Here is a 26,341-nt window from a genome sequence, read left to right on the forward strand (position 1 = left end):
GAACAGGGCGTCGAACTCGAGCACTGATCTTTCGTTCGTCTCGAAGCCCCCGCGTTCACTCAGCCGGTGGTGCAGCTCCCCGAGCTCACCGTCGCAGTGAGCCCGGGGGCTTTCTGTACCACGGGCTTGAGATCGCTGAGCGGAATCGCATAGCCCACGTTCGACACCGACCTTTCTTTGGCGAAGACCACACCGGCAATCTCGCCGTCTGTGGTGATCAGTGGACCGCCCGAGTTGCCCGGCTGCACGTTCGCCGCCAAGGTGAGCACGTCGCGCGGGCCTGAGCCGCTGAAGTCAACAGTGCCGGCAGCCATGACGCTTGCCGGGCCTGAGGTGAACGGGCCGCCACCGGGGTAGCCCTGCACCGCGCCCTGTGTGCCGCGACCGACGGCTGCGGCGGATGCCAGCGGCAGCACGGGGGCCCCGAGCCCGTCGACGTCGATGACGGCGAGATCGGCCTTCGGGTCGAAATAAGTTATGCGGCCGCTCTTCGCGGGCTTGCCGGGCACCTCGACGACCGGCTCTGAGACGCCGCTCACCACATGGGCGTTCGTGACGACTCGATCATCGCTGATCACGAACCCCGAGCCGGTCTGCTCCTGCCCGCATGCGTATGCGGGGCCGCTGATGCGCACGACCGACTTCGCCGCCTGGGTGAGCTGGGGTGTCTCCAGATCGACTTGAGGCAGCGATGGCTCTTGCGACACACCGCCCAGCGCCTCGACGACCCAAGGCAGGCCCTCGTCGATGGCGCTCTGGCCCCAAAGCGTGGCAGTCGATCGCAGGCTGCTCGGCATCAGTCCGTCGATCACGGTGACGACGCGAGACGAACTCAGCGCCTGAGTGAGCCACGGGGCACCGATTCCCGAGACCGCCGAAGAGACCAGCCCGATCATCAGGCTGCTTGCGAGCAGCCCGGCCACGGCGCCCAACAGCCTGTTCACGGTACCGAGCCGCACGCGTTCGAGCACACCGCCGATCGATCTGCCGATCGCCCCGCCGATGCAGCCGCCGATGACGACGAGCCCCAACCCCACGATCATGACCATCGCGATGCGGGTCGCACCGTTGCCTCCCAAAGTCACGACCCAAGGGATGGCGAGCCAGGCGGCGAAACCGCCCACCACCATGCCGGCAAGACGCAGCGCGACCCGCGCGAGACCGCGCCGCGCACCGCTGACGGTCTGCCACGTGATGATGCCCAGCAGCACGAGGTCGAGAGGCAGCGCGCCGAGTGTCAGATCCATGAATGACATCGTATGCACTGCCTGCGACATTGCAGAGAAGAAGTCGACGTGGAACCGGTCGGCAAGGTGCTGCGAAGCAGCTGGAGAGTGCGGGGTCTTCTGCAGCGAGGTGGCAGCAGACGATCAGCCACGAGTAAAGTGGTCTGCGGCAGTCTCGCTGCCGGTCCGCCTTAGTGTAACGGCAGCACGACAGCCTTTGGAGCTGTGAAGACCAGGTTCGAATCCTGGAGGCGGAGCGCAGTCGAACCGATGGGAGCTCAGGCAAATGGCTGACAGCAACTTGGCAGTGATCATTCTGGCGGCAGGGCAGGGAACCCGCATGAAGTCTGCGACGCCCAAAGTGCTGCACGCGCTTGCCGGTCGGCCGCTCATCGGGCACGTGCTCGCCGCAGCCGATGCGCTCGAACCAGAGCGTGTGGTTCTCGTCGTCCGTCATCAGCGTCAGCGCGTCGAAGAGGCCGCCCGCACACTGCTGCGCCGCGTCGAGATCGCCGAGCAGGGAGATATCCCCGGCACCGGTGCCGCTGCCGAAGCAGGTCTCGACGTGCTCGACGAGGGGTTCGTCGGCGATGTGCTGATCACGAGCGGTGACGTGCCGCTGCTGGGCGAGGATGCCTTGGCCGAGTTCATCACCGCGCACCGTGCCAGCGGGGCGGCTGCAAGCGTACTGACTGCACGAATCGCAGACCCGACGGGTTACGGCCGGGTCGTGCGCACGGCATCCGGCGACCTCGAGGCGATCGTCGAACAGCGTGACGCGACCGAGCAGCAGCTGCTCATCGACGAGGTCAACTCCGGCACTTATCTCTTCCAGGCCAACGACCTGCGCCGCTCGCTCGCCCAGGTGGGCGTCGACAATGCGCAGAACGAGAAGTACCTCACCGACGCCGTCGGCGTGCTGGTGCGCGAAGGGCGACCCGTCGCCGCCCACGTCATCGACGACCCGATGCTCGTACAGGGCATCAACGACAGAGAGCAGCTGGCCGAGGTCGCCACCGAGCTCAACCGACGCATCATCCGACGCTGGCGTCTGGCCGGCGTCACCATTCAGGACGCCGCGAGCACCTGGGTCGACGTGACCGTCGAACTGGGGCAGGACGTCACGCTGCTGCCCGGAACCCAGCTGCGCGGCACGACTGTCGTGCAGGATGAAGCCGTGATCGGCCCGGACACCACACTGGTCGATACCGAGGTCGGCTTCGGCGCCGAGGTCTGCCGCACCCACTCGCTCTCTGCCCGCATCGGCGAGAACTCGCACGTCGGGCCGTTCTCGTACCTGCGCCCGGGCACCGTTCTGGGCAACGAGGGCAAGATCGGCACGTTCGTCGAGACGAAGAACGTCACCATCGGCCACGGTGCCAAGCTGCCGCATCTCAGCTATGCGGGCGACGCCGAGATCGGCGAGGGCTCGAACATCGGTGCAGGCACGATCTTCGCGAACTACGACGGCGTGCACAAGCACCGCTCGACGGTCGGCCCGCAGGTGCGCACCGGTGCGCACAACGTGTTCGTCGCCCCTGTGCACATCGGCGCTGGCGTCTACTCGGGCGGCGGCACCATCATTCGCAAAGACGTCCCGGCGGGTTCGCTCGTGATCACCCAGGCCCCTCAGGTCAACAAAGAGGGCTGGGTTATCGAGCATCGCGCCGGAACGGCCGCGGCGGAGGCAGCCGAGGCCGCTCTGAACGGCGATCAGAACGCCGAGCAGAGCAACAGCCGCACCAGCGGCAACGAGTAGTCAACAACGAGCAGCAGTCGGCGACAGGCGACAGAAGGGCATCCCGTGTCGGGAATTAATGCGGACAACCATAAGCGACTCGTTCTGGTCAGCGGCAGGGCACACCCTGCACTGGCCCGAGAGATCGCGAAGAACCTCGGCACTGAACTGGTGCCGACCAAAGCGCTGAACTTCGCCAACGGCGAGATCTACGTTCGATACGACGAGAGCATCCGCGGGTCTGACGCCTTCGTGATTCAGTCGCACACCTCGCCGATCAACGAGTGGCTCATGGAGTCGCTCATCATGGTCGATGCGCTCAAGCGCGCCTCGGCCAAGCGCATCACTGTCGTGGCCCCCTGCTATCCGTACGCTCGCCAGGACAAAAAGCACCGAGGTCGCGAGCCCATCTCGGCGCGCCTCGTCGCCGATCTGTTCAAGGCCGCAGGCGCCGACCGCATCATGTCGGTCGACCTGCACTCGCCGCAGATTCAGGGTTTCTTCGACGGCCCCGTCGACCACCTCTTCGCGCAGCCGATTCTGCTCGAGCACTTCCGTGAGACCCTCGGGCATGACGATCTGACCATCGTCTCGCCCGACATGGGCCGCGTGAAGGTCGCCGACACCTGGAGCGACAAGCTGGGTGCGCCGCTGGCCATCATCCACAAACGTCGCGATCCGCTGGTGCCGAACCAGGCGACTGCGCACGAGATCGTTGGCAACGTGCAGGGGCGCACCTGCCTCGTGGTCGACGACCTGATCGACACCGGCGGCACGATTCTCGCCGCTGCCCGTGCCCTCAAGGCGCATGGAGCCGCGAAGGTCGTCGTCGGCGCCACGCACGCCGTGTTCTCAGACCCGGCTGTCGAGCGGCTGACCAGCCCCGAGATCGACCGCGTCGTGGTGACGAACACGCTGCCGCTGCCGGCCGAGAAGATCTTCCCGACGCTCACCGTGCTGTCGATCGCGCCGCTGATCTCCAAGGCGATTCACGAGGTCTTCGCCGACGGTTCGGTGACGTCGATGTTCGACGGCGCGGCCTGAGCCGTCTTCGAGCGAGTGCGTCTCACACTGGTGCACACCGGCGGCACAATCGGCATGTCCGAGAGCGCCGCCGGTCTTGTTCCCGACCCTGATTTCGTCGGTCGCCTGCTCGCCGAGGGGGCGCTGCCCGAGGGCACAGACGTCGTCGAGCTCGCTCCGCTGCTCGACAGTGCCAATGTGGGGCCGGTCGAGTGGCAGCTGATCGTCGACGCAGTGGTCGCCGCGATCGAACGTGGTGCGGATGCCGTGGTCGTGCTGCATGGCACCGACACGTTGGCCTTCACTGCGGCTGCGCTCTCACTCGCGCTGCCGATCGTGCTGCGGGAGGTCGACCGACCGGCACGGGTGGTGCTGACCGGTGCGCAGCATCCGCTGTACGGGGCCGACGGCACGCACGATGCCGACGCCGAGGCCAACCTGCGCGATGCGCTTGCTGCAGCCCAGACGCTTGCGGCGGCCCTGACTCAGGCGCTTGCGGCGGCCCCGACCCAGGCGCTTGCGGCGGCCCCGCCCCAGACGTCTGCGGCGAGGTCTGCGCAGGCACCCGAGGTCGGCACCGCGGGCGCGGTCGGCGTGTTCGTGCAGTTCGGCGGCCGTCTGCTGCCCGGTCTGCATGTCTCCAAGATTTCGTCGGTCTCGGCGCAGGGCTTCGTCGCGACGAACGGCCGCCGCGACTCGTTCGCCGCTGCGGGTGCTGTCGACGGCGCATCAGGAGGCCGGCTGGAGTTCGGGGCGTTCGCTCCGCACGAGATCGGGGTCGCCATGGTGTATCCAGGGGTGACCGCCGCGCAGCTCGATGCGGCGCTCGGCAACGGGCCGGCCGCTGTGCTGTGCTGCTTCGGCTCGGGCGCGGTGCCGTCTGGGACTCCCGGAGTCGAAGACGTGCTGCGTCAGCACGCGCGCCGACAGACCGTCGTCGCCATCAGTCAGAGCGGACACGGCGGTGTGCATCTGGGGGCCTACGCCGCAGCGGCCCCGCTGCAGACCGCTGGAGTCGTCGACGGCCGCGACCTCACCCTCGAAGCGGCGCTGGCGGCACTGCACGTCGCCCTTGCCTGCGGCCTCTGTGGCGCGGGCGCCGCCGACTTCGTCGCTGCGGTGGCTGGTCAGAGCGCGAGTTGACGGCCGGGTCGGCCCTGATCGCCTCGCAGCGTTTCACGACCTGCTGAGGTCTGACCACACGGGCGACTCGATCTGAGCGCCGCCACCACACAGATATCCATGACAACAGCATCCATCACAAGACAACCTTGAGAGCAGAGCAGTATGAGCGAGCATGACGACGTCTGGTCGCCAGCCGAGAAGCGCGCCGGACGCATCGGCACCGAAGAGCAGACCGGATTCAAGAAAGGGCTGAAGCCCCGGCAGGTGCAGATGATCGGCTTCGGCGGGGCCATCGGCACCGGGCTCTTCCTCGGCTCCGGCGGGCGACTCGAACAGGCCGGCCCTGCCCTGCTGATCGACTATGCCGTCTGCGGAATATTCGCCTTCCTCATTCTGCGCGCGCTCGGCGAGCTGGTCGTGCATCGCCCGTCGTCGGGGTCGTTCGTCTCGTACGCCCGCGAGTTCTACGGCGAGAAGATGGCCTTCTTCAGCGGGTGGATGTATTGGGTGAACTGGGCCACGACATCGATCGTCGATGTCACCGCGGTCGCGATCTATGTCAAGTGGTTCGGCGACGTGGGCATGCTGCCCTGGCTGCAGGGCGTGCCGCAGTGGTCGATCGCACTCATCGCACTCGTCGTCGTGCTGGGCATGAACATGATCTCGGTGAAGGTGTTCGGCGAGCTGGAGTTCTGGGCGGCGCTCATCAAAGTCGTCGCGCTGGTGGCGTTCTTGGTGGTCGGGTCGCTGTTCCTGATCTTCGGCATGCCCGACGGGTCACCCCGCGGGCCGACGCTGATCTTCGAGAACGGCGGCATGTTCCCGAACGGCGTGATGCCTGCGCTGGTGATTCTGCAGGGCGTGGTGTTCGCCTACGCCAGCATCGAGCTGGTCGGCACCACCGCAGGCGAGACCGAGAACCCTCGCAAAGTGATTCCCAAGGCGATCAACACCGTCGTGATGCGCATTGCCCTGTTCTATGTGGGATCGGTTCTGCTGCTCGTGCTCCTGCTGCCGTACACAGCCTTCCACGCGGGCGAGAGCCCATTCGTCACCCTGTTCCGCGGGGTCGGCTTCGAGGCCGCTGCCCCGATCATGGAACTGGTCGTCCTCACCGCCGCCCTCTCGTCGCTGAACGCCGGCCTGTATTCGACCGGGCGCATCCTGCACTCGATGGCTAAGGGCGGAACCGCACCCGCCTTCGCCGGGCGCCTGTCGAAGGCGGGCGTGCCCTACGGCGGCATCCTGCTGACATCGGTCGTGACCCTCGCTGGCGTCGTGCTGAACATGGTCGTGCCCGACCAGGCCTTCGAGATCGTGCTGAACCTCGCGGCCTTCGGCATCATCTCTGCCTGGGGAACCATCACGCTCACGAACATGCGCTTCGTCAAGCTGTCGAAGCTTGGTCTCTATGAACGCCCTGAATATCGCATGCCCGGTGCGCCGTACACGAACTGGATCACGCTGGTGTTCCTGGCCGCGGTCGTGGTGCTGATCGGCTTCGACTATCCGACCGGAACCTTCACGATGCTCTCGATGGTCGTGGTGGCTGCCGCGCTCGTTGCCGGCTGGTTTGCCTGCCGCGGTCGGGTGCGTGCGATCGCCGAGCAGCGCCTTGGTGAGACGGGGATGTTCCCGGTCGTCGCGAACCTGCCTCACGAACCCGGCGAGGTCGGGCTTCGTCGCCGGGTAGAGGGACGCGTGACGCACGACGATGAGGCTGAAGGCTGACCCGCGCTGAGCCTCGCGCGCAGCAGGCGGCACCACTTGACCTTGCCCCCCAGCTCAGCCATCTCTCCGTCGAGAAGTGCACGGTTCCGCCCAGATGTACATGGTTCCGCTCAAACTTGGCCAATCTCGACGGAACCGTGCCCGTCTCGACGGAACCGTGCCGTTCTTGACGAAGCTGTGCGCAACCCCCTGTGGGCAGAGTCGCCCAGCCGCACATATGTGACAGCAGCCCGTCGATCTGTCGATGCGTCTCTTGCAAAGAGAATCGCCCTGCCCCTCATTTGCGAGGACGCAGGGCGATTTGTCAGGGCAGCCGCAGTCTGTCTCGGTGTCCAGAATCAGCGGCAGGCTGTGATCACTCTTGAGAATCAGCGGCAGGCTGTGATCACTCTTGAGAGTCAGCGGCAGGCAGTGCTCAGTGCTCAGAATCAGTGGCAGGCTGTGCTCAGTCGTTGACGCGGTGAATGAGCTTCACGAAGGCGTCGACGATGCTCGTCACGAACTTCGTGGTGCTCTCGCTGGCGAACTCGCCGGCCTCGTTGAGCAGCTCCGGCGTGAACTGGATGAAGCCCTCGGGCTGACCCAGCTGAATGGTGTTGAGGAATGAGAGGATCGAGCGCAGGTGCTGCTGTCCTGCGGCGGTTCCTACTGCACCAGGGGAGGTACCGACGACTGCGACGACCTTCTCGTTGAACGAGTTGGTGCCCCAAGGGCGGCTCGACCAGTCGATGGCGTTCTTCAGAGGCGCGGGAATCGAGCGGTTGTACTCCGGGGTGACGATGAGGATGCCGTCTGCACCCTCGATCGCTGCCTTGAGCTCCTTGCCTTCGGCAGGGTAGTCCGCATCGTAGTCGTAGCTGTACAGCGGCAAGTTCTTGATCGGAATCTCGAAGAACTCGACGTCGGCGACGTCGAGCTTCGTGATGGCCTCGGCAAGCTTGCGGTTGATTGACTGGCTGGCGATGCTGCCGACGATGTAGCCGATCTTGAGAGTCATTCGGGTCTCTTTCTGCTTTCGTGCTGATGGGTAGTGATGCATGACGCGTGTGTGCGTGGAGTCGATTGCGGACGACGCGCTGCGCACTTACACAAATCTATAACTATTGTTGTGTCAACTAAATGTTTCGCGCCTCGTCGGCGTGTCGGCCCTAAGGCACTGCTCCCCGACACTGCGCGCGCTTCGCGGCCGCACCAGGCTCGCCCAATAGAATGACCGCATGACTACCGCTGCTGAGATCAATGCCACTCGTGCTTGGAACCGCTTCTATGCAGACGGCACGCCGAAAGACATCGATCTGCCCGCAGGATCGCTCTACGACATGCTCGAAGGCAGCGCCAACCGTTTCGGCGATCGCGTGGCCATCGAGTTCTTCGGGCAGGAGCTCACCTTTGCCGAACTGCGCTCCCAGGTCGACGCGGTGGCTGAGGGGCTCCGGCTCGAAGGCGTTGCCGCAGGCACCCGCGTCGCACTGATCATGCCGAACTGCCCGCAGCACGTGATCGCGTTCTATGCGGTGCTGCGGCTCGGCGCGATCGTGGTCGAGCACAACCCGCTCTACACCGCCAGCGAGCACGAGAAGCAGTTTCTCGATCATGAGGCCGACATCGTCATCGCCTGGACCAAAGTGGTCGGTGCCCTGCGCAGCATGAGCGACGCCGCCGTGCCCAGTCGCGTCATCTCCGTTGATATCACCCGGGCAATGCCACTCAAACTGCGGCTCGCACTGCGGCTGCCAGTTGCGAAGGCCCGCGAGAAGCGTGCGGCGCTGGTCGGCCCGGCGGCCGAGACCAAGCGTTTCGAACAGCTCGCCAAATACGGCCCGATCGACCCGTCGTACCCGCGGCCGACGAACGAGTCGCTTGCGGTGCTGCAGTACACCAGCGGCACGACCGGCGACCCCAAGGGTGCGAAGATCACGCATGGCAACCTCTGGGCCAATGCCAGGCAGGGTGCCGCCTGGATGCCGCGTTTCACTCCGGGTGCTGAGACGATCTACGGCCTGCTGCCGATGTTCCACGCGTTCGGACTGCTGCTCTCGGTGATCTATGCCGTGCACGTTGCCGCACGGGCGACGCTCTTTCCCACCTTCGATCCGGCGCTCGTCGTCGAGGCGTCGAAGAAGCATCCGGCCACGTTCATACCGGCCGTGCCCCCGATGTATGACCGGCTTGCGCGAGTGGCGCGCGACGGCAAGCTCGATCTCAGCGGCGTGATCTACGCGATCTCGGGAGCGATGACTCTGAACGACGCCATCGTCGAACGCTGGGAGGCGGTCGCGGGCGGTCGCCTCGTCGAAGGCTACGGGCTCACTGAATGCAGCCCGGTCGCGCTCGGCAACCCGTTCTCAGACGAACGCAAGACCGGTACGATCGGCATCCCGTTCCCGTCGACCGACATCAAGGTGGTCGACCCGAACGATGTGAAGCGCGAAGTCGACACCGGTGAGATCGGCGAGCTGTTGATCCATGGCCCACAGGTGTTCCAGGGGTACTGGAACCGCCGCGAAGAGACCGAGGCCGTCCTGCTCGACGGCGGGTGGCTGCGCACCGGCGACCTGGTCACGCAAGATGCCGACGGCTTCGTCACTGTCGTCGACCGCAAGAAAGAGCTCATCATCACTGGCGGCTTCAATGTGTCGCCCAGCGAGGTCGAAGCGGTGATCTCGAAGGTGCCGGGCGTCGCGGAGTGCGCGGTGGTCGGTGTTCGGCGGGGTACGTCGCAGGCAGAGAGCGTCACGGCCGTGATCGTGCCCGAGTACGTGGATGCCGGCGCGACCCCGTCCCCAGCAGAAGCCCCAGGCTCCACCGGCACAGCGTCCACTGACGCGGCATCCGCAGCGAAGCCGGCTGCGCTGCTCGACGACTCACCCAAGCGGTTCGACGAGCAGGCGGCGCGCGAGTACGCCCGAGAGCACCTTGTCGAATACAAGGTTCCGCGATCGTACGTCATCTGGGATGAGCTGCCGAAGTCGCTGATCGGCAAGGTGCTGCGCAAAGAGGTGCGTGAGCGTCTTGAGAACGACCGCAGCTCGGGTCAGCAGACGAAGTAGCCAGCATCGGCAGCAGACGGCCCGCAGCCGAGGCCACGTAAGTGGCCGTGGATGAGACAGAGGGCGCACGCCAGGCAGATACCGGCGTGCGCCCTCTGTGCGTGCGCTTGCGATGCGGCGAGCGTCAGTCGTCGGTCGCGGTGACGTTCACGGGGATGTTGCCTCGCGTCGCGTTGCTGTACGGGCAGACCTGGTGGGCCTTCTCGACCAGCGCCTGAGCTTCGTCGTGGGGCAGACCGGGGATGTTCACCTCGAGGTCGACGGCAAGAGCGAAGCCGCCTTCACCATTGGGGCCGATGTGCACGCGTGCGCCGACCGAGGTGTCATGGATGGCGATGCCCTCGCTCTTGGCGACGAGCTGCAGTGCGCCGTGGAAGCAGGCGGCGTAGCCCGAGGCGAAGAGCAGTTCGGGATTCACTTTGCCGCCGGCTCCGCCCATCTCAACGGGAACGGCCAAGTCGAGATCGATCTGACCGTCGGTGGTGTGCACGTGGCCGTTGCGTCCGTCTCCGGTGGCGAGAGCCTCGGCAGTGTAGAGAGTCTTAGTGATGGGCATTGGTGTTCCTTCCCTCGGCATCGAGACGACGCCAGGTCTTGGGGACGATGGGCAGACCCCATCGCGTATGCCGTCATTGTCTCGCACGAGGCCGGGTGCGGCCAGAGTGACGAGTGAACGAATAGGAAACACTCAGTTGGATGCTCATGCTCATGCTCATGCTCATGCTCATGCTCATGCTCATGCCTGTGCCTGTGCCTGTGCCTGTGCCTGTGCCTGTGCGTGTGCCTGGGTTGGTGGTGTTCGACACGCCCGGGTGGTTGGTGTGGTTTTGGGTGGTTGGTGGGGTGTGGGTATTGTTTCTTCTTGTCACCCCAAAGGTGCTGGGATCTGTAGGGTTCTGGGCCTCAAGCGGGGGCCGCTCATTGTGTTGCTGGGGCCGTTTGGTTTTGGTGTATGGTGGGTGTCTGTGTTGCTTGGTTGTTTGCGTGTTGGTCTGGTTTTTCCGGGTTGACGTTGTGTGAATTTCTGGTAACATAGTGAAGCGCCTTGGCCGTTCTGGTCTTCTGGTTCTCCTGGTTTTGTCTGGGTGTCCTGGTTTGACTTGGTGGATGGTTGTGGTAAGCTGGAAAAGTTGCGCCGGCAGGTAGTCGCCCAGGTTTGGGTGGTGATGGTTGGTTGCGTCCGATCCTTGAGAACTCAACAGTGTGCACATGTCGATGCCAATTGATTTGGATTGCTGAGACCGTTTGGTTTTGGTGGTTCATGTTTTCTTTTGGTTTTATGCCATCACTTTTGTGGTGGTTTTTAGAGCCATGTCAGATTTTCTTCGGAGAGTTTGATCCTGGCTCAGGACGAACGCTGGCGGCGTGCTTAACACATGCAAGTCGAACGATGAAGCTGGAGCTTGCTTCGGTGGATTAGTGGCGAACGGGTGAGTAACACGTGAGTAACCTGCCCCTGACTCTGGGATAACTGCTGGAAACGGTAGCTAATACTGGATATGAACCGTACAGGCATCTGTAGCGGTTGGAAAGATTTTTTGGTTGGGGATGGACTCGCGGCCTATCAGCTTGTTGGTGAGGTAATGGCTCACCAAGGCGACGACGGGTAGCCGGCCTGAGAGGGTGACCGGCCACATTGGGACTGAGACACGGCCCAGACTCCTACGGGAGGCAGCAGTGGGGAATATTGCACAATGGGCGAAAGCCTGATGCAGCAACGCCGCGTGAGGGATGACGGCCTTCGGGTTGTAAACCTCTTTTAGCAGGGAAGAAGCGAGAGTGACGGTACCTGCAGAAAAAGCGCCGGCTAACTACGTGCCAGCAGCCGCGGTAATACGTAGGGCGCGAGCGTTGTCCGGAATTATTGGGCGTAAAGAGCTCGTAGGCGGTTTGTCGCGTCTGCTGTGAAATCCCGAGGCTCAACCTCGGGCTTGCAGTGGGTACGGGCAGACTAGAGTGCGGTAGGGGAGACTGGAACTCCTGGTGTAGCGGTGGAATGCGCAGATATCAGGAAGAACACCGATGGCGAAGGCAGGTCTCTGGGCCGTTACTGACGCTGAGGAGCGAAAGCATGGGGAGCGAACAGGATTAGATACCCTGGTAGTCCATGCCGTAAACGTTGGGTGCTAGACGTGGGGGCCTTTCCACGGTTTCCGTGTCGTAGCTAACGCATTAAGCACCCCGCCTGGGGAGTACGGCCGCAAGGCTAAAACTCAAAGGAATTGACGGGGGCCCGCACAAGCGGCGGAGCATGCGGATTAATTCGATGCAACGCGAAGAACCTTACCAAGGCTTGACATATAGAGGAAACGGCCAGAGATGGTCGCCCCGCAAGGTCTCTATACAGGTGGTGCATGGTTGTCGTCAGCTCGTGTCGTGAGATGTTGGGTTAAGTCCCGCAACGAGCGCAACCCTTGTCCTATGTTGCCAGCACGTTATGGTGGGAACTCATGGGAGACTGCCGTGGTCAACACGGAGGAAGGTGGGGATGACGTCAAATCATCATGCCCCTTATGTCTTGGGCTTCACGCATGCTACAATGGCCGGTACAAAGGGCTGCGATACCGCGAGGTGGAGCGAATCCCAGAAAGCCGGTCTCAGTTCGGATTGGGGTCTGCAACTCGACCCCATGAAGTCGGAGTCGCTAGTAATCGCAGATCAGCAACGCTGCGGTGAATACGTTCCCGGGCCTTGTACACACCGCCCGTCAAGTCACGAAAGTCGGTAACACCCGAAGCCGGTGGCCTAACCTTTTGGGAGGAGCCGTCGAAGGTGGGACTGGTGATTGGGACTAAGTCGTAACAAGGTAGCCGTACCGGAAGGTGCGGCTGGATCACCTCCTTTCTAAGGAGCTTTCGGAACCGTTTGGTTTCGTTGATAGTGCCTGCCAGTGTTTCCAAGAGAGCTGGTGGGTTGCTCATGGGTGGAATCATCGACATGCCTGCGTCTGGTGCATTTGAGTGTGAGTACGGTCTTCTTCGGAGGGTTTGGAAAGTGTTTGGGTGTGTTGGGTGTGGGGTGCATACTGTTGGGTCCTGGGGGATCGGGTCGGCCGCTTTTGGTGGTTGGACGGTTTTCCTTGGGCTTTGGCCCTTCTGGGCCGTGGTCTGGCTGGTCTTTGTGGCTGGTTGGGGTGCGGTGCTGGTCGTTGGTTGAGAACTGCATAGTGGACGCGAGCATCGGACACGCTCGCCTTTTGGTGGGTGTGTCGGATAGATATTTGTAGTCAATTTTGTTTGCACCATTGCGGCTGTTGTCGTGGTGGTTCGGACTGATGACACTGGTGAACATGATGAATTGATTTTGTTGTGTTCGTTACTTATGTGGTCAAGTTTCGAAGGGCAAACGGTGGATGCCTTGGCATCTGGAGCCGAAGAAGGACGTGGTAATCTGCGATATGCCTCGGGGAGCTGATAAACGAGCTTTGATCCGAGGATTTCCGAATGGGGGAACCCAGCCGGGCTGTGACCTGGTTACTCCAGTCTGAATGTATAGGGCTGTGAGAGGGAACGTGGGGAAGTGAAACATCTCAGTACCCACAGGAAGAGAAAACAAATTTAGTGATTCCGTGAGTAGTGGCGAGCGAAAGCGGATGAGGCCAAACCGATTATGTGTGATAGCCGGCAGGTGTTGCATGGTCGGGGTTGTGGGAGTCTCCTGTCGCGCTGCTGAGCGGCGAGGGTAGTTGAATAGCATAGTTGAATGGTCTTGAATGGCCGACCGTAGTGGGTGCGAGTCCCGTAGACGAAATGCTGTGATCGCCCGGAGGATTTCCCAAGTAGCACGGGGCCCGTGAAATCCCGTGTGAATCTGCCAGGACCACCTGGTAAGCCTAAATACTTCCAGATGACCGATAGCGGACGAGTACCGTGAGGGAAAGGTGAAAAGTACCCCGGGAGGGGAGTGAAATAGTACCTGAAACCGTTTGCCTACAATCCGTCGGAGCGCCCTTGTTGGTGTGACGGCGTGCCTTTTGAAGAATGAGCCTGCGAGTTAGTGATATGTGGCGAGGTTAACCCGTGTGGGGGATCCGTAGCGAAAGCGAGTCTGAATAGGGCGTTTGAGTCGCATGTTCTAAACCCGAAGCGAAGTGATCTATCCATGGCCAGGTTGAAGCGCGGGTAAGACCGCGTGGAGGACCGAACCCACTTAGGTTGAAAACTGAGGGGATGAGCTGTGGATAGGGGTGAAAGGCCAATCAAACTTCGTGATAGCTGGTTCTCTCCGAAATGCATTTAGGTGCAGCGTCATGTGTTTCTTACCGGAGGTAGAGCTACTGGATGGCTAATGGGCCCCACAGGGTTACTGACGTCAGCCAAACTCCGAATGCCGGTAAGTGAGAGCATGGCAGTGAGACAGTGGGGGATAAGCTTCATTGTCGAGAGGGAAACAACCCAGACTACCGACTAAGGCCCCTAAGCGTGTGCTAAGTGGGAAACGATGTGGAGTTGCATAGACAACCAGGAGGTTGGCTTAGAAGCAGCCACCCTTGAAAGAGTGCGTAATAGCTCACTGGTCAAGTGATTCTGCGCGGACAATGTAACGGGGCTCAAGCACACCGCCGAAGTCGTAGCATTCGCATTTGTGACAGGCCTTCGTGGTCCAGTCGTGCGGATGGGTAGGAGAGCGTCGTGTGGGCGTTGAAGCCGCGGGGTGACCCAGCGGTGGAGGCCACACGAGTGAGAATGCAGGCATGAGTAGCGAATGACGGGTGAGAAACCCGTCCTCCGGAAGACCAAGGGTTCCAGGGCCAGGCTAATCCGCCCTGGGTAAGTCGGGACCTAAGACGAGGCCGACAGGCGTAGTCGATGGACAACGGGTTGATATTCCCGTACCGGCGAAGAACCGTCAGAGCCAACCCAGTGATGCTAAGAGCCCGAATCCTCTGGCTTGCCCTTCGGGGTAGGAAAGAGGCCTAGCGCTCGACCCTGTCTGGTGCGGCTAGCGTATCTCTGGTGTGACGCAGGAAGGTAGCCTCCGCGGGGCGATGGTTGTCCCCGTCTAAGGGTGTAGGCCGAGGAGTTGGCAAATCCGCTCCTCATTCGGCTGAGACCTGATGGTGAGACCGTATGGTCGAAGTGGGTGATCCTATGCTGCCGAGAAAAGCATCGACGCGAGGTTCTAGCTGCCCGTACCCCAAACCGACTCAGGTGGTCAGGTAGAGAATACTAAGGAGATCGAGAGAATCATGGTTAAGGAACTCGGCAAAATGCCCCCGTAACTTCGGGAGAAGGGGGGCCCGGTGATGTGATCGGATTTACTTCGTGAGCGTTGTCGGGCCGCAGAGACCAGTGGGAAGCGACTGTTTATCAAAAACACAGGTCCGTGCGAAGTCGCAAGACGATGTATACGGACTGACGCCTGCCCGGTGCTGGAAGGTTAAGAGGAAGGGTTAGCTTCGGCGAAGCCTAGAATTTAAGCCCCAGTAAACGGCGGTGGTAACTATAACCATCCTAAGGTAGCGAAATTCCTTGTCGGGTAAGTTCCGACCTGCACGAATGGCGTAACGACTTCCCAGCTGTCTCAACCATGAACTCGGCGAAATTGCACTACGAGTAAAGATGCTCGTTACGCGCAGCAGGACGGAAAGACCCCGTGACCTTTACTATAGTTTGGTATTGGTATTCGGTGCAGTCTGTGTAGGATAGGTGGGAGACGTTGAAGCGGTCACGCTAGTGGTCGTGGAGTCATTGGTGAAATACCACTCTGACTGTTTTGGATATCTAACCTCGGCCCGTGATCCGGGTCAGGGACAGTGCCTGATGGGTAGTTTAACTGGGGCGGTTGCCTCCCAAAGAGTAACGGAGGCGCCCAAAGGTTCCCTCAACCTGGTTGGCAATCAGGTGGCGAGTGTAAGTGCACAAGGGAGCTTGACTGTGAGAGAGACATCTCAAGCAGGGACGAAAGTCGGGACTAGTGATCCGGCAGTGGCTTGTGGAAGCGCTGTCGCTCAACGGATAAAAGGTACCTCGGGGATAACAGGCTGATCTTGCCCAAGAGTCCATATCGACGGCATGGTTTGGCACCTCGATGTCGGCTCGTCGCATCCTGGGGCTGGAGTTGGTCCCAAGGGTTGGGCTGTTCGCCCATTAAAGCGGTACGCGAGCTGGGTTCAGAACGTCGTGAGACAGTTCGGTCCCTATCCGCTGCGTGCGTCGGAAATTTGAGAGGATCTGTCTCTAGTACGAGAGGACCGAGATGGACCAACCTCTGGTGTGCCAGTTGTTCCGCCAGGAGCATGGCTGGTTGGCTACGTTGGGAATGGATAACCGCTGAAAGCATCTAAGCGGGAAGCCGGCCTCAAGATGAGATTTCCATACCATTTATGGTGAGAGGACCCCAGCAGAACACTGGGTTGATAGGCCGGATGTGGAAGCACCGTAAGGTGTGGAGCTGACCGGTACTAATAGTCCGAGAACTTGACAACACACATAAATTCTTTCTGTAACGATGAACGCGTCCACTCTGCGGTTCCCGATCCATGACCGGGAACCACCACAACACACCTTTTGGGGTGTGGGTGTGGGTTGAACTGAATAGTGATCGAAGCCGTTACGGCGGCCATAGCGTGAGGGAAACGCCCGGACACATCCCGAACCCGGAAGCTAAGCCTCACAGCGCCGATGGTACTGCACGGGGGACCGTGTGGGAGAGTAGGACACCGCCGGAACATTATTCACGGAAGGCCACCCCGCTAGCGGGGTGGCCTTCCGTCGTTAACCACACACACGAACGCCAATCACACACGCAACACGAGACTGGCAGGATTGCTTCACCATGATGAAGACCCTGTCTACAACAGGAGAGACCTCATGAGTGAATACAACGATCGCGACGACAGCCGCGGAGACCGCAGTCACGGCCGCAACGAACGAAACGACCACCGGGGCGGTGCGGGCAATGGTCGCCGCAGTAGCAGTGGCCCCAAGCGTCAGTACCGAGAAGGCGGCCGGAGCGGCAGCCAGGAACGTCACGAGTACCGCGGCGGCGGTCGCTGGTCGGATCGCCCCCGCCGGGACGGCGACGGGTCGGGCTCCTCTCGCGGAGGGTACCGCGGGCACGATGATCGCCGCAACGAGCGTAATGACCGTGATGGTCAGCGTGGCGGCTACCGCGGTGGCAGTGATCACCGCGAGGATCGACGCGGTGGATATCGCGACGACCGTCAGGGAGGCTACCGCGGTGGCCGTGACCGCCGGGACGACCGTCAGGATGATCGCCGAGGCGGTTACCGGGACGATCGCTCGGGCGGATATCGCGGTCGTGATGATCGCCGGAACGACCGTAATGACCGTGATGGTCAGCGTGGCGGCTACCGCGGTGGCAGTGATCACCGCGAGGACCGTCGCGGTGGATATCGCGACGACCGTCAGGGAGGCTACCGCGGAGGCCGTGATGGCCGCGACGGCCGTCAGGATGATCGCCGGGGCGGTTACCGGGACGACCGGCGTGACGACCGGCGTGGCGGATATAGCGGTCATGATGATCGCCGCAACGACCGTGACGGTCAGCGTGGCGGCTTCCGTGGCGGTAGCGACCGGCGTTCCGACTTCCGCGGCAATGATGACCGTCGTGGAGGGTACCGGGGAAACAGCGACCGGCGTGATGACCGGGGTTCGAACTATCGCGGTCGGGACGATGATCGTCGCGGCGGCGCTCGTGACGACCGCCGTCATGATGGCCACGACCGCAACGATCGCAGGTTCGACGACCGCGCACCGCGGCGCAATGAGCCGCAGCTTCCCGCGAATGTGCGCCCCGACGACCTGCCGTTCGGCATGCGCGTCGAACTCAAGACGCTCGCTCGCGAGAACGCCGATGTGGTCGCGCAGCAGCTGGCCGTCGCCCTCGCACTGATCGACGATGATCCGGCTGAGGCCTACACCTATGCGGCTGCAGCCGTGAAGCGAGCTGGTCGTATCGCGATCGTCCGCGAGGTCGCCGGCATCGCCGCGTATCGTTCGGGTGACTGGCAGACCGCGCTGCGCGAACTGCGCACGCACCGTCGCATCACCGGCAGTCAGCTGAACATCGCGCTCCTGGCCGACGCCGAGCGTGGCCTGGAGCGCCCCGCAGATGCCATCGCGCTGGCCGAAGAGACCGATCTCACCGATGTGCCCACCGAGGTTCGCGTCGAGCTCGCGATCGTCGTCAGCGGCGCCTGGCGCGACCAGGGCAAGCTCGCTGAGGCGCGGAAGGCGCTCGAGATCCCGGAGCTCGATCCTGATACAGCGTTCTCATACAGCGGTCGGCTCTTCGAAGCGTACGCAGATGTGCTGCGTGCGCTCGAAGACCCTGAAGCGGATGCCTGGGAGCGTCGAGCCAAGATCGCTGCCCGCGTCTGGAACGAGCACAAACACGGCACAAGCGGCGAACCGAAGCCGCTTGTCGACGACGAAGTCGAGGTCCAAGATCTGGGCGAGATTCTCGAGTAGTCCTCGCACCATGAACGACCCGGCGGGGATGCTGACCAGACTTGCGCGGTCCACCTTTCGCGCCAAGTTCCGTCTGACGAAGGCCGACGCTGACTACGCGAGGCAGCGAGGCAGGGCGACCATCGCATCCCACGCTCGTGACCTGCTGACCAAACGGATCGGCGCTGCGCACCCCGTGCACGATGGGCGTCAGACGCCGTATCGCGGGCACCCGGTCTTTCCGGCACAGCACGCCACGGCCACCTGCTGCCGTGGATGCGTCGAGAAGTGGTACGGCATTCCGAAGGGGCGTGAGCTCACACCACAGGAGCTCGACCGACTCGCCGCAGTGGTCATGGCATGGATCGACCGCGACCTGCAGCGTGATGCGGCGAGCCGAACGGGCGCACCGTCGAAGAGTGTTGCGACGAGCGTCTCCGAGAGCGTCACAGGGAGTGCTTCGAGCAGAGGCTCGGAAAGTGCCTCAGCGGGCACGCAGTCGGCGCCGCGCGCCAGTGCACAGGAGAGGCAACGACACGGATGAAGCGATTCACGAGAGCGGAGCTGCTCGCACATGAGAACGGAACGGTCGACGACATCATCGGTGCGGACACAGAGATGCTCTTCGTCGGAGTGAACCCGGGGCTGTGGACGGCGGCGGTGAACGCCCCGTATGCCTACCCGGGCAATCGGTTCTGGCCTGCGCTCGAACGATCGGGGCTCGTGCAGCGACACTTCGATGCCAGCCACGGGCTGAGCCCTGCCGACCGGGCCGACTTCGTCGCAGCCGGACTCGGCTCGACGAACTTCGTCAACCGTGCGACGATTCGTGCCGACGAGCTCTCAGCCGACGAGCTGCGCGCTGGCGCTGCGCATCTGGACAATCTGGTGACGCGCGTGCGTCCACGTGTGGTCGCGGTGCTCGGTATCATGTCGTACCGGACCGCCTATCACCGGCCCAAGGCACACATGGGGCTGCAGGCGGAGCGACTGGCCGGTGCTGAGCTGTGGGTGCTGCCGAACCCGAGCGGGCTCAACGCGCATGAGACGATCGACAGCATCGCAGCGAAGATGCGCGAGGTCGGCGTGGCCGCCGGGCTGCTCGAGGCGTCTGCCTGAGCGCATCGAGGGGGTAAAAGGTGCGCCCTTGCGGGGCCAGCCGACCCGAACCCGGGTTCTGCGCGCCAGACGTCAGGCGCGCCGCCCGTTAAGCCTCGACTTCGCTGCGGTCGCCCGACCACAGCGTGTGGAAGGCTCCCTCGCGATCGACGCGACGATACGTGTGCGCACCGAAGAAGTCACGCTGCCCTTGCACGAGAGCGGCAGGCAGACGAGGCGAGCGCAGCCCGTCGAAGTAGGCCAACGAGCTGGCGAAGGCGGGTACCGGGATGCCGCCGAGCGCCGCATGCGCGACGATCTGTCGCCACGCGCCCTGCGTCGCATCGAGCACCTCGGCAAAGTGAGGCGCAGCGATCAGCGAGGCCGGTGCATCCGCCGGATCGCCCTCGTATGCCGCCGCGATCAGATTCAGGAAGCCGGCGCGAATGATGCAGCCACCACGCCAGATGCGGGCGATGGCCGCAAGGTCGATGTTCCAGCCGTGCTCCGCCGCACCGGCCCGGATCTCGTCGAAGCCCTGCGCATAGGCCACGATCTTCGACGCGAGCAGTGCGAGACGAACCGCCTCGACGAAGGCGTCACGGTCGGTGACGCCGAGCTGGCCGTCGGGGTATCCGGCGGATGCCGTGAAGCGCCGCTGCGCCGCCTCACGCTGAACGGGGCGGCCGCTCAAACCGCGGGCGAACACGGCCTCGGCGATGCCCGTGACCGGCACGGCCAGGTCGAGGGCGGTCTGCACGGTCCACGTGCCAGTGCCTTTCATGCCGGCCTGATCGACGATCACGTCGACGAGCGGGCTGCCGGTCTCGGCGTCGACTTGGCGCAGCACCTCGGCGGTGATCTCGACGAGGTACGAGTTGAGGTCGGTCTTGTTCCACTCGGCGAACACATCGGCGATCTCGGCGGGCTCGAGGCCGGCGCCGCGGCGCAGCAGGTCGTAGCTCTCGCCGATGAGCTGCATGTCTGCGTACTCGATGCCGTTGTGCACCATCTTCACAAAGTGGCCAGCGCCGTCGGTGCCCACGTGTGTGACGCAGGGCTCGCCGTCGACCTGCGCGGCGATCGACGCGAGGATCGGGCCGAGGGTGGCGTACGACTCGTCGCTGCCGCCGGGCATGATCGAGGGCCCGTTGAGCGCGCCCTCCTCGCCGCCCGAGATGCCTGCGCCGACGAAGTGCAGCCCGCGGGCACGCGACTCGCGTTCGCGTCGAATGGTGTCGGCGAACTGTGCGTTGCCGCCGTCGACGATGATGTCACCCGGCTCGAACACTTCGCTGAGCTGGCGGATCACCTCGTCAGTCGGCTGGCCGGCCTTGACCATGATGATCGCGGTGCGCGGATGCTGCAGCGCCTGAGCGAACTCGGTCACGGTCTCGGTGGGCACGAAGTCACCCTCGTCGGCGTGGTCGCGCATCAGATCGCGGGTGCGCTGCGGAGTGCGGTTGTAGAGAGCGACGGTGTTGCCATGCCGGGCCAGGTTGCGGGCGAGGTTGCTGCCCATGACGGCGAGGCCGACGACGCCGATGTTGGCTGATGCGCTGGAAGTCATACAGAGAATTCTACCGTGACCGCCCGGTAGACTAGAGCGGTCTCGTGCCCTCCGGCCCGAGTGGTGCGTCGGGAAGCCTGGTCGACAGAGACGAGGAGACACATGCCCGCACCCAACGAGCCGAGCGCGCAGAACCACTCGGGCGCGCAGAACGACGTGAGCGTCGCCAGCGAGGCGAGCCAACCGAGCGCAACCACGCAGCCCGCCGCCTCTGCTGCTCGCGACGTGACCGACGCATCCGCCGAACGGGCGCACCGCGCTCGCAGCGGACGCCGCGCCGAAATGCTGCCCGGCCTTCTGCTGATTGCGGCGACGGGAGTCGCGCTCGTACTGGCCAATTCTGCGGCGAGCGGAGCGTGGCACGGCGTGGTCGAGGCACGGCTCGGCCCGCTCACGGTGCACGAGTGGGTCGCCGAGTGGCTGCTCGCCGTGTTCTTCTTCGTGACCGGCGTCGAGCTGCGCGAAGAGTTCTCACGGGGCAGTCTGTCGACTCCGCGGCGGGCGCTGACGCCGATCATGGCGGCGCTCGGAGGCATGGTCGTGCCGGCCGTGATCTTCGTCGCGTTCACCGCGGGCGGGTCGGCTGCGCACGGATGGGCCATTCCCACGGCGACCGACATCGCCTTCGCGGTCTCGCTGCTCGCGCTTGTGGCGCCGGGAGTGCCCGCTCCTGCGCGTGCGTTTCTGCTCGCGCTCGCGGTCGCCGACGACCTGTTCGCGATGATCGTGCTCGCGGTGTTCTACACGCCGGGGCTGCATCCCACGATTGTGGCCGTAGCGCTCGGCCTGCTGATTGGGCCGTGGGTGCGGCCGCGCCTGCGCCGGATGCTGCAGCAGCTCTCGATGTGGATCGTCGTGCCCGCCTTCGCCCTGGTCAGCGCCGGGGTGCCGCTGTGGGGCGGGGGTGCCGGGGAGGTGTCGGACGCCGCTGTCGGGGGTGGTGGTGCTGGTGCTGTGGCGCTCGGTGCTGACCCTGTCTTCTTCGGAGTGTTCTTGGGGCTTGTCGTCGGCAAGCCGGTCGGCATCATCCTGGCGACGTGGATCGTGCAGCGGATCGGCCGCGCGTGGAGCGTCAGCCGCGCTCGGCGCGCTGGCACGGCCGTGGTTCAGCGCACGCCGGCATCAGTCAGCTGGCCGGATCTCTGGGTGGTCGCCCTGCTCGCCGGTGTCGGGTTCACGATGTCGCTGCTCGTGGCGCAGCTCGCGTTCTCCGGCGGTGGGGCGGATGCGGTGCTGCATACCGAGCACGCCACGTTGGGCGTGTTGGCGGCTTCGTTCGTAGCCCCGGTTTTGGCAGCGATCGCGTATCGACTGCTGCGGAGGCGTCGGAAGTAGTTCGCGGGGGTCTTCGAGGAGAGAGATCTCCGGGGAGAATCAGCCAAGGTCATCATTCTGCCTACATCGGCAGCCCCGCACCGCCGGGAAGGCTCCAGATGCGAGGCAAAGGGCAAAGGGCAAAGGGCGAGGGCAAGGGCAAGGCGAAGGCACCCTCTGCCACCTCTGCCACCTCTGCCACCTCTGCCACCCCTGCCACCCCTGAAAGGCCGGGAAGGCCGGGAAGGCGGGGCTGGTCTCGAGAGGGCAGAACGTGCTGAATGCACGGTGAGTGTGCAGAAGATGCGGGCATTGCGCATTGATGGTCGCGCATTCTGCACTTTCGGCGTCGGGGAGCTGAGAGGGACGCCATCGAGACATGGGAGATGTCGTTGTGCGGCATCGAAGCATGCAACTTGGCATGTCTGGTTGGCGGTGGGGAGCATTTGGGGCGGATGGATGTGGCGAACGGCGCTGGGTGTGGATGCGCTGGGCGTGGATGTGGTGGGTGTGTGGATGTGGCACGGCGTCGGGTTTGGCACGGCGCTGGGTGCGGCACCTGTCGGATGGCGTCTGGGCGGGCGGGCAGATGCGGGCCAGCATCGAGGCGAACGAATATCGTGTGACGCAACACGTCGCAGTTGCGTGCGAACGACGGCCACACTGGATATGGTGTGCAGACATCCGAGCGAGCGGGCCTGCGCCTGAACAACGAGCGCCCACCTCCGAACAACGCCTGACCGAAAGGCAAACAGACAATGACCAAGTCAGCGACCAGAGTGATCGGCAAGAGCGGCATCGAGATCTTCCCCCTTGCATTCGGCGGCAACGTCTTCGGCTGGACAGCCGACGAACAGCGTTCGCACGAACTGCTCGACCGGTTCACCGAGGGCGGCGGCAACCTGATCGACACGGCAGACTCCTACTCGGAGTGGGCCGACGACGAGCACGTCGGCGGCGAATCCGAGACGATCATCGGGTCATGGCTGCGCGGGCGGGATCGTTCGTCTGTGGTGATCGCCTCGAAGGTGGCGAAGTATTCCAAGCGCCCCGGGCTCTCACCGGCGAACGTCGCAGCCGCAGCAGACGACTCGCTACAGCGACTCGGCACCGACTACATCGACCTCTATTACGCGCACGAAGAAGACCCCAACGTGCCCATCGAGCAGACTGCGCAGGCCTTCGACGACCTGGTGAAGGCCGGCAAGATCCGTGCGATCGGCGTCTCGAACTTCTCTGCCGAGGCGACCGAGGCCTGGCTGAAGGCTTCGCGTGACAACGGCTGGGCAGAGCCGGTGGCCATCCAGCCGCACTACAACCTCGTTCATCGCAATGACTACGAAGAGCATCTTGCGCCGCTCGCCGCGCGCGAGAACCTCGCGGTGCTGCCGTACTGGTCACTTGCCTCGGGGTTTCTCACCGGCAAGTACCGCGAGCCCGTCGAGCAGGGCGACTCGCCGCGGGCAGGTGCCGCATCGAAGTACGCAGTGCCAGCCGGTCTGGCGATCATCGACCAGCTCGACGAGATCGCCAAGGCACACCAGACGTCGATCGCCACGGCCGCCCTCGCCTGGCTGCTTGCGAAGCCGCAGGTGGTGGCGCCGAACGCTTCGGCTTCACGCGTCGATCAGGTCGCGGGGCTGCTTGCGGTCGGCGACGTCGAGCTGACCGCCGACGAAGTGGCCGAGCTCGACAAAGTCTCGACCTGGGCCCACTGAGCCTCCGCTGATGCGGCGACCCGGGGCTCTCTGAACCCCGCATCGGGAGATGCGCACGCTTGAGGTGCAGCTGACAGGGCGACCCGGGGCCTCCCACGACGATCTAGCCGCGGGCACGCTTCAGCTCGGCGACGAGCGTGCGCACGAGGTCGGCCGCCGGCATCTCGCGAGCCCGGCCGACCTCGGAGCCGGCCCAGTGCGCGGCGAACGAGGTGGCATCCCCGTGCGCGGATGCTGCGGCGGCCAACGCCTTGCCCGCGTCGTAGGTCAGCGGGTAAGCGGGGATCTGCACACCGAGCTTTCTGGCCCGCACGCCGATCTCGTGCATTCGATTGCGCAGCCCGCGTGCAGGGCGGCCCGAGACCGCGCTGGTGAATGCCGTGGGGTCGATCGCCTCGAGCTGCTGCTGGCCGAGATCGGTGCGGGGGATGTTCAGCCCGTGGGCGCGACTGACCTCTTCGCGGATGCGCTCGCGGTGTGCCGGCCCGGTGGCCGCCTCGGGGCACAGCAGAAACACGGTGCCCAGCTGTGCTGCAGCAGCGCCCGCGTCGAGGGCACGTGCGACGTCGACGCCGTTCATGAGCCCGCCTGCGGCGATCAGCGGCAGGTTGACGGCTCGCGCCGCCGCCGCGACGAGGTCGAGGGTCGAAGACCCGCGCGAGGCATGTGCGTCGCCGTCGACATCGCCGTCGAGCGTCGAATCGAACACGCCACGGTGTCCTCCGGCCTCGCGCCCCTGAGCGACGACGGCATCCGCACCGGCCCGCTCGACGAGGCGCGCCTCCTCGGGCGTGGTCGCCGTCACGAACACCAGGATGCCGGCGTCGTGCAGCTGCTCGATCACGCCCGCGGCAGGCAGCCCGAAGTGAAAGCTCACGACGGCCGGACGAGTGGCCGCCAGCACGTCGACCAGTCGCTGGGTGTTCACACCGGGCGTCGCCGCACTGGCGTAGATTGCGCGCAGCGTGCCCGGCGAAGCGGTCGCGAAGGCTGCGAACTCGGGCTCCAGCAGCCGCAGCCACGACTGTGTCACCAGCGCACTCGAACGCGGCTCTGCGTGTGCGAAGAAGTTGACCATGAACGGCCGTTCGGTGAGCTCTGCCGTGCGCGCGATCTGCTCGGCCGCGCGCGTCGGGTCGGCGCCGCCGATGCCGAGCGATCCGAGGCCGCCGGCGTTCGACACGGCGGCCGCGAGCTCTGGTGTGGTCGCACCAGCCATGGGCGCCTGGATGATGGGGGTGTCGCGCAGCAGCGCCTGTGTCTGTTCGCGCAGCGAGGCGGATGCAGGCTCGGGCGAAGACGAAGTGGGGGACATCGGGGCCTCCTTTGGCTCGTTAAGCGTACGAGAATCCCCAGCTGTCGCAGAATTCACGGCTTGGCAGGCGGGGCCGCCGCGGCATAGACTGTGCACTGATACTTCGGCGAGGGCCGAGACCCCTGCGTGAGCAGATGTCTCAGCCGTTATCGACGCAGTGAGTGGGCAGCCCGCCCTCTCCTCGCGCGTGAGTGCTTGAGTTGAGAAAACCGTCGACCACCAGATGACATGCAGCATGAGACTGCGGGATTCGAGCGCGTCGGCGCCACACGGCGGGTGCGCATGGGGCGCATCCCACAGACCAAGGAGACAAAATGGCAGACAACGCCGAGAACACCTTCGACGCCATCGTGCGCACCAGCTTCGGCAAGGGCGCTTCGCGTCAGCTGCGCCGCGAGGGCCAGACCCCCGCAGTGATCTACGGCCACGGTGCAGAGCCCGTGCACGTCGCACTCGAGGCCCACCAGCTCGGCCTCGCACTGCGCACCTCGAACGCCCTGCTCACCGTCAAGACCGGTGACGACGAGCACCTGGTGCTCGTGAAAGACGTCCAGCGCGACCCGGTGAAGCGCATCATCGAGCATGTCGACCTGCTGGCGGTCAAGCGTGGTGAAAAGGTCGAGGTCGAGGTGCCGCTGCACCTCGTCGGCGAGCCCGTCGGCGGAACCATCGCCGAGACCGACCTCAACACCATCCTGCTGAGCGTCGAGGCCATCGCCATCCCCGAGAACGTCAAGATCGAGATCGAGGGCGCCGAAGAGGGCACCAAGATCTTCGCCAAGGATCTCGTGCTGCCCGAGGGCGCCGAACTGGTCACCGATCCCGAGGCCCTCGTGCTCTCGGTCATCATCCCGAGCGCGGCCGACATGGGTGACTCGGCTGACGAGCTCGCCGTCGAGGCCGCTGAGGCCGAGGCCGCAGCCGAGGCTGAGGGCGCCGGCGACGCCGAGACGACCGAGGCCTGATCGACTCGATCATCCGCTCTGCTGGGCCGTGTCGCGTTCGTTCGCGCGCGGCCC

At 64.1% G+C, this 26,341-nt stretch carries 17 protein-coding genes, 1 tRNA gene and 3 rRNA genes; 15 read left to right on the forward strand and 6 right to left on the reverse strand.

Annotation, left to right across the window (positions count from 1 at the left end; genetic code table 11):
• Positions 1-59: 59 nt before the first annotated feature.
• Positions 60-1,247 (reverse strand): MarP family serine protease, encoded by a 1,188-nt coding sequence (locus F8O06_RS01990; protein ID WP_192496800.1) that lies wholly within the window; start codon positions 1,245-1,247, stop codon positions 60-62.
• A gap of 164 nt (positions 1,248-1,411) precedes the next feature.
• On the opposite strand from F8O06_RS01990, the gene F8O06_RS01995 reads away from it, so the two are divergent.
• The 5 genes from F8O06_RS01995 to F8O06_RS02015 all read left to right on the forward strand — a co-directional run bounded on the left by F8O06_RS01995 (position 1,412) and on the right by F8O06_RS02015 (position 6,843).
• A tRNA-Gln gene (locus F8O06_RS01995) sits at positions 1,412-1,483 on the forward strand.
• Positions 1,484-1,512: 29 nt separating this feature from the next.
• Positions 1,513-2,985: a bifunctional UDP-N-acetylglucosamine diphosphorylase/glucosamine-1-phosphate N-acetyltransferase GlmU gene (gene glmU / locus F8O06_RS02000; protein WP_158037216.1), complete on the forward strand. Its 1,473-nt coding sequence runs from the start codon at positions 1,513-1,515 to the stop codon at positions 2,983-2,985.
• 45 nt (positions 2,986-3,030) lie between these two features.
• Positions 3,031-4,008 (forward strand): ribose-phosphate diphosphokinase, encoded by a 978-nt coding sequence (locus F8O06_RS02005; RefSeq protein WP_158030155.1) that lies wholly within the window; start codon positions 3,031-3,033, stop codon positions 4,006-4,008.
• A gap of 30 nt (positions 4,009-4,038) precedes the next feature.
• Positions 4,039-5,130 carry an asparaginase domain-containing protein gene (locus F8O06_RS02010; RefSeq protein WP_225733369.1) on the forward strand — a complete coding sequence of 364 codons (1,092 nt, stop codon included), beginning with the start codon at positions 4,039-4,041 and terminating at the stop codon, positions 5,128-5,130.
• Between the two features lie 144 nt (positions 5,131-5,274).
• Positions 5,275-6,843 (forward strand): amino acid permease, encoded by a 1,569-nt coding sequence (locus tag F8O06_RS02015; protein WP_158037218.1) that lies wholly within the window; start codon positions 5,275-5,277, stop codon positions 6,841-6,843.
• Positions 6,844-7,288: 445 nt separating this feature from the next.
• Here F8O06_RS02015 and F8O06_RS02020 read toward each other — a convergent pair whose 3' ends face one another.
• Complete coding sequence (locus F8O06_RS02020; RefSeq protein ID WP_158037219.1) at positions 7,289-7,840, reverse strand: NADPH-dependent FMN reductase; 552 nt, start codon at positions 7,838-7,840, stop codon at positions 7,289-7,291.
• A 220-nt stretch (positions 7,841-8,060) separates the two neighbouring features.
• Between F8O06_RS02020 and F8O06_RS02025 the strand changes: the two genes are divergently transcribed.
• A complete protein-coding gene (locus F8O06_RS02025) occupies positions 8,061-9,893 on the forward strand; it encodes an AMP-binding protein (protein ID WP_158037220.1) in 1,833 nt (610 codons plus the stop codon).
• Between the two features lie 124 nt (positions 9,894-10,017).
• On the opposite strand, the gene F8O06_RS02030 is transcribed toward F8O06_RS02025, so the two are convergent.
• The gene (locus F8O06_RS02030) at positions 10,018-10,449 is read right to left on the reverse strand and encodes an organic hydroperoxide resistance protein (RefSeq protein WP_158037221.1); all 432 of its coding nucleotides are present in this window, start codon (positions 10,447-10,449) and stop codon (positions 10,018-10,020) included.
• Positions 10,450-11,215: 766 nt separating this feature from the next.
• Here F8O06_RS02030 and F8O06_RS02040 point away from each other — a divergent pair.
• The 3 genes from F8O06_RS02040 to rrf all read left to right on the forward strand — a co-directional run bounded on the left by F8O06_RS02040 (position 11,216) and on the right by rrf (position 16,563).
• Positions 11,216-12,737, forward strand: a 16S ribosomal RNA gene (locus F8O06_RS02040).
• A 481-nt stretch (positions 12,738-13,218) separates the two neighbouring features.
• Positions 13,219-16,320 (forward strand): 23S ribosomal RNA (locus tag F8O06_RS02045).
• A gap of 126 nt (positions 16,321-16,446) precedes the next feature.
• Positions 16,447-16,563: ribosomal RNA gene (gene rrf / locus F8O06_RS02050) — 5S ribosomal RNA — on the forward strand.
• The 16S, 23S and 5S rRNA genes sit together here, the layout of an rRNA operon.
• A 46-nt stretch (positions 16,564-16,609) precedes the next feature.
• Here rrf and F8O06_RS02055 read toward each other — a convergent pair.
• The gene (locus F8O06_RS02055; protein ID WP_158037222.1) at positions 16,610-17,578 is read right to left on the reverse strand and encodes a hypothetical protein; all 969 of its coding nucleotides are present in this window, start codon (positions 17,576-17,578) and stop codon (positions 16,610-16,612) included.
• A gap of 66 nt (positions 17,579-17,644) precedes the next feature.
• On the opposite strand from F8O06_RS02055, the gene F8O06_RS02060 reads away from it, so the two are divergent.
• From F8O06_RS02060 to F8O06_RS02070, 3 genes are read left to right on the forward strand one after another with little or no spacing between them, the layout of a single operon-like run.
• Positions 17,645-18,328, forward strand: coding sequence for a hypothetical protein (locus F8O06_RS02060; RefSeq protein WP_158032132.1), 684 nt, complete (start codon positions 17,645-17,647; stop codon positions 18,326-18,328).
• Positions 18,329-18,338: 10 nt separating this feature from the next.
• Positions 18,339-18,851, forward strand: a complete 513-nt coding sequence (locus F8O06_RS02065; protein ID WP_158037223.1) for a DUF4186 domain-containing protein — start codon at positions 18,339-18,341, stop codon at positions 18,849-18,851.
• On the forward strand, positions 18,848-19,426 hold the full coding sequence (locus F8O06_RS02070) for a mismatch-specific DNA-glycosylase (RefSeq protein ID WP_158037224.1): 579 nt from the start codon (positions 18,848-18,850) through the stop codon (positions 19,424-19,426). Before F8O06_RS02065 ends, F8O06_RS02070 begins: the two co-directional genes overlap by 4 nt.
• Positions 19,427-19,514: 88 nt before the next feature.
• On the opposite strand, the gene gndA is transcribed toward F8O06_RS02070, so the two are convergent.
• Positions 19,515-20,975 carry an NADP-dependent phosphogluconate dehydrogenase gene (gene gndA / locus F8O06_RS02075; protein ID WP_158037225.1) on the reverse strand — a complete coding sequence of 487 codons (1,461 nt, stop codon included), beginning with the start codon at positions 20,973-20,975 and terminating at the stop codon, positions 19,515-19,517.
• 102 nt (positions 20,976-21,077) lie between these two features.
• Here gndA and F8O06_RS02080 point away from each other — a divergent pair, with 102 nt between their 5' ends.
• On the forward strand, positions 21,078-22,310 hold the full coding sequence (locus F8O06_RS02080) for a Na+/H+ antiporter NhaA (protein ID WP_158037226.1): 1,233 nt from the start codon (positions 21,078-21,080) through the stop codon (positions 22,308-22,310).
• A 737-nt stretch (positions 22,311-23,047) separates the two neighbouring features.
• Complete coding sequence (locus F8O06_RS02085; RefSeq protein ID WP_158037227.1) at positions 23,048-24,007, forward strand: aldo/keto reductase; 960 nt, start codon at positions 23,048-23,050, stop codon at positions 24,005-24,007.
• A 103-nt stretch (positions 24,008-24,110) separates the two neighbouring features.
• Here F8O06_RS02085 and F8O06_RS02090 read toward each other — a convergent pair whose 3' ends face one another.
• Positions 24,111-25,322, reverse strand: a complete 1,212-nt coding sequence (locus F8O06_RS02090) for an NAD(P)H-dependent flavin oxidoreductase (RefSeq protein WP_158037228.1) — start codon at positions 25,320-25,322, stop codon at positions 24,111-24,113.
• Positions 25,323-25,636: 314 nt separating this feature from the next.
• Between F8O06_RS02090 and F8O06_RS02095 the strand changes: the two genes are divergently transcribed.
• Positions 25,637-26,287 carry a 50S ribosomal protein L25/general stress protein Ctc gene (locus F8O06_RS02095; protein WP_158037229.1) on the forward strand — a complete coding sequence of 217 codons (651 nt, stop codon included), beginning with the start codon at positions 25,637-25,639 and terminating at the stop codon, positions 26,285-26,287.
• The last annotated feature ends 54 nt before the right edge of the window (positions 26,288-26,341 follow it).

Origin of the sequence: Pseudoclavibacter sp. CFCC 14310, from assembly GCF_008831165.1 — a bacterium.
In the GTDB taxonomy this organism is placed as follows: Bacteria; Actinomycetota; Actinomycetes; order Actinomycetales; family Microbacteriaceae; genus Pseudoclavibacter_A.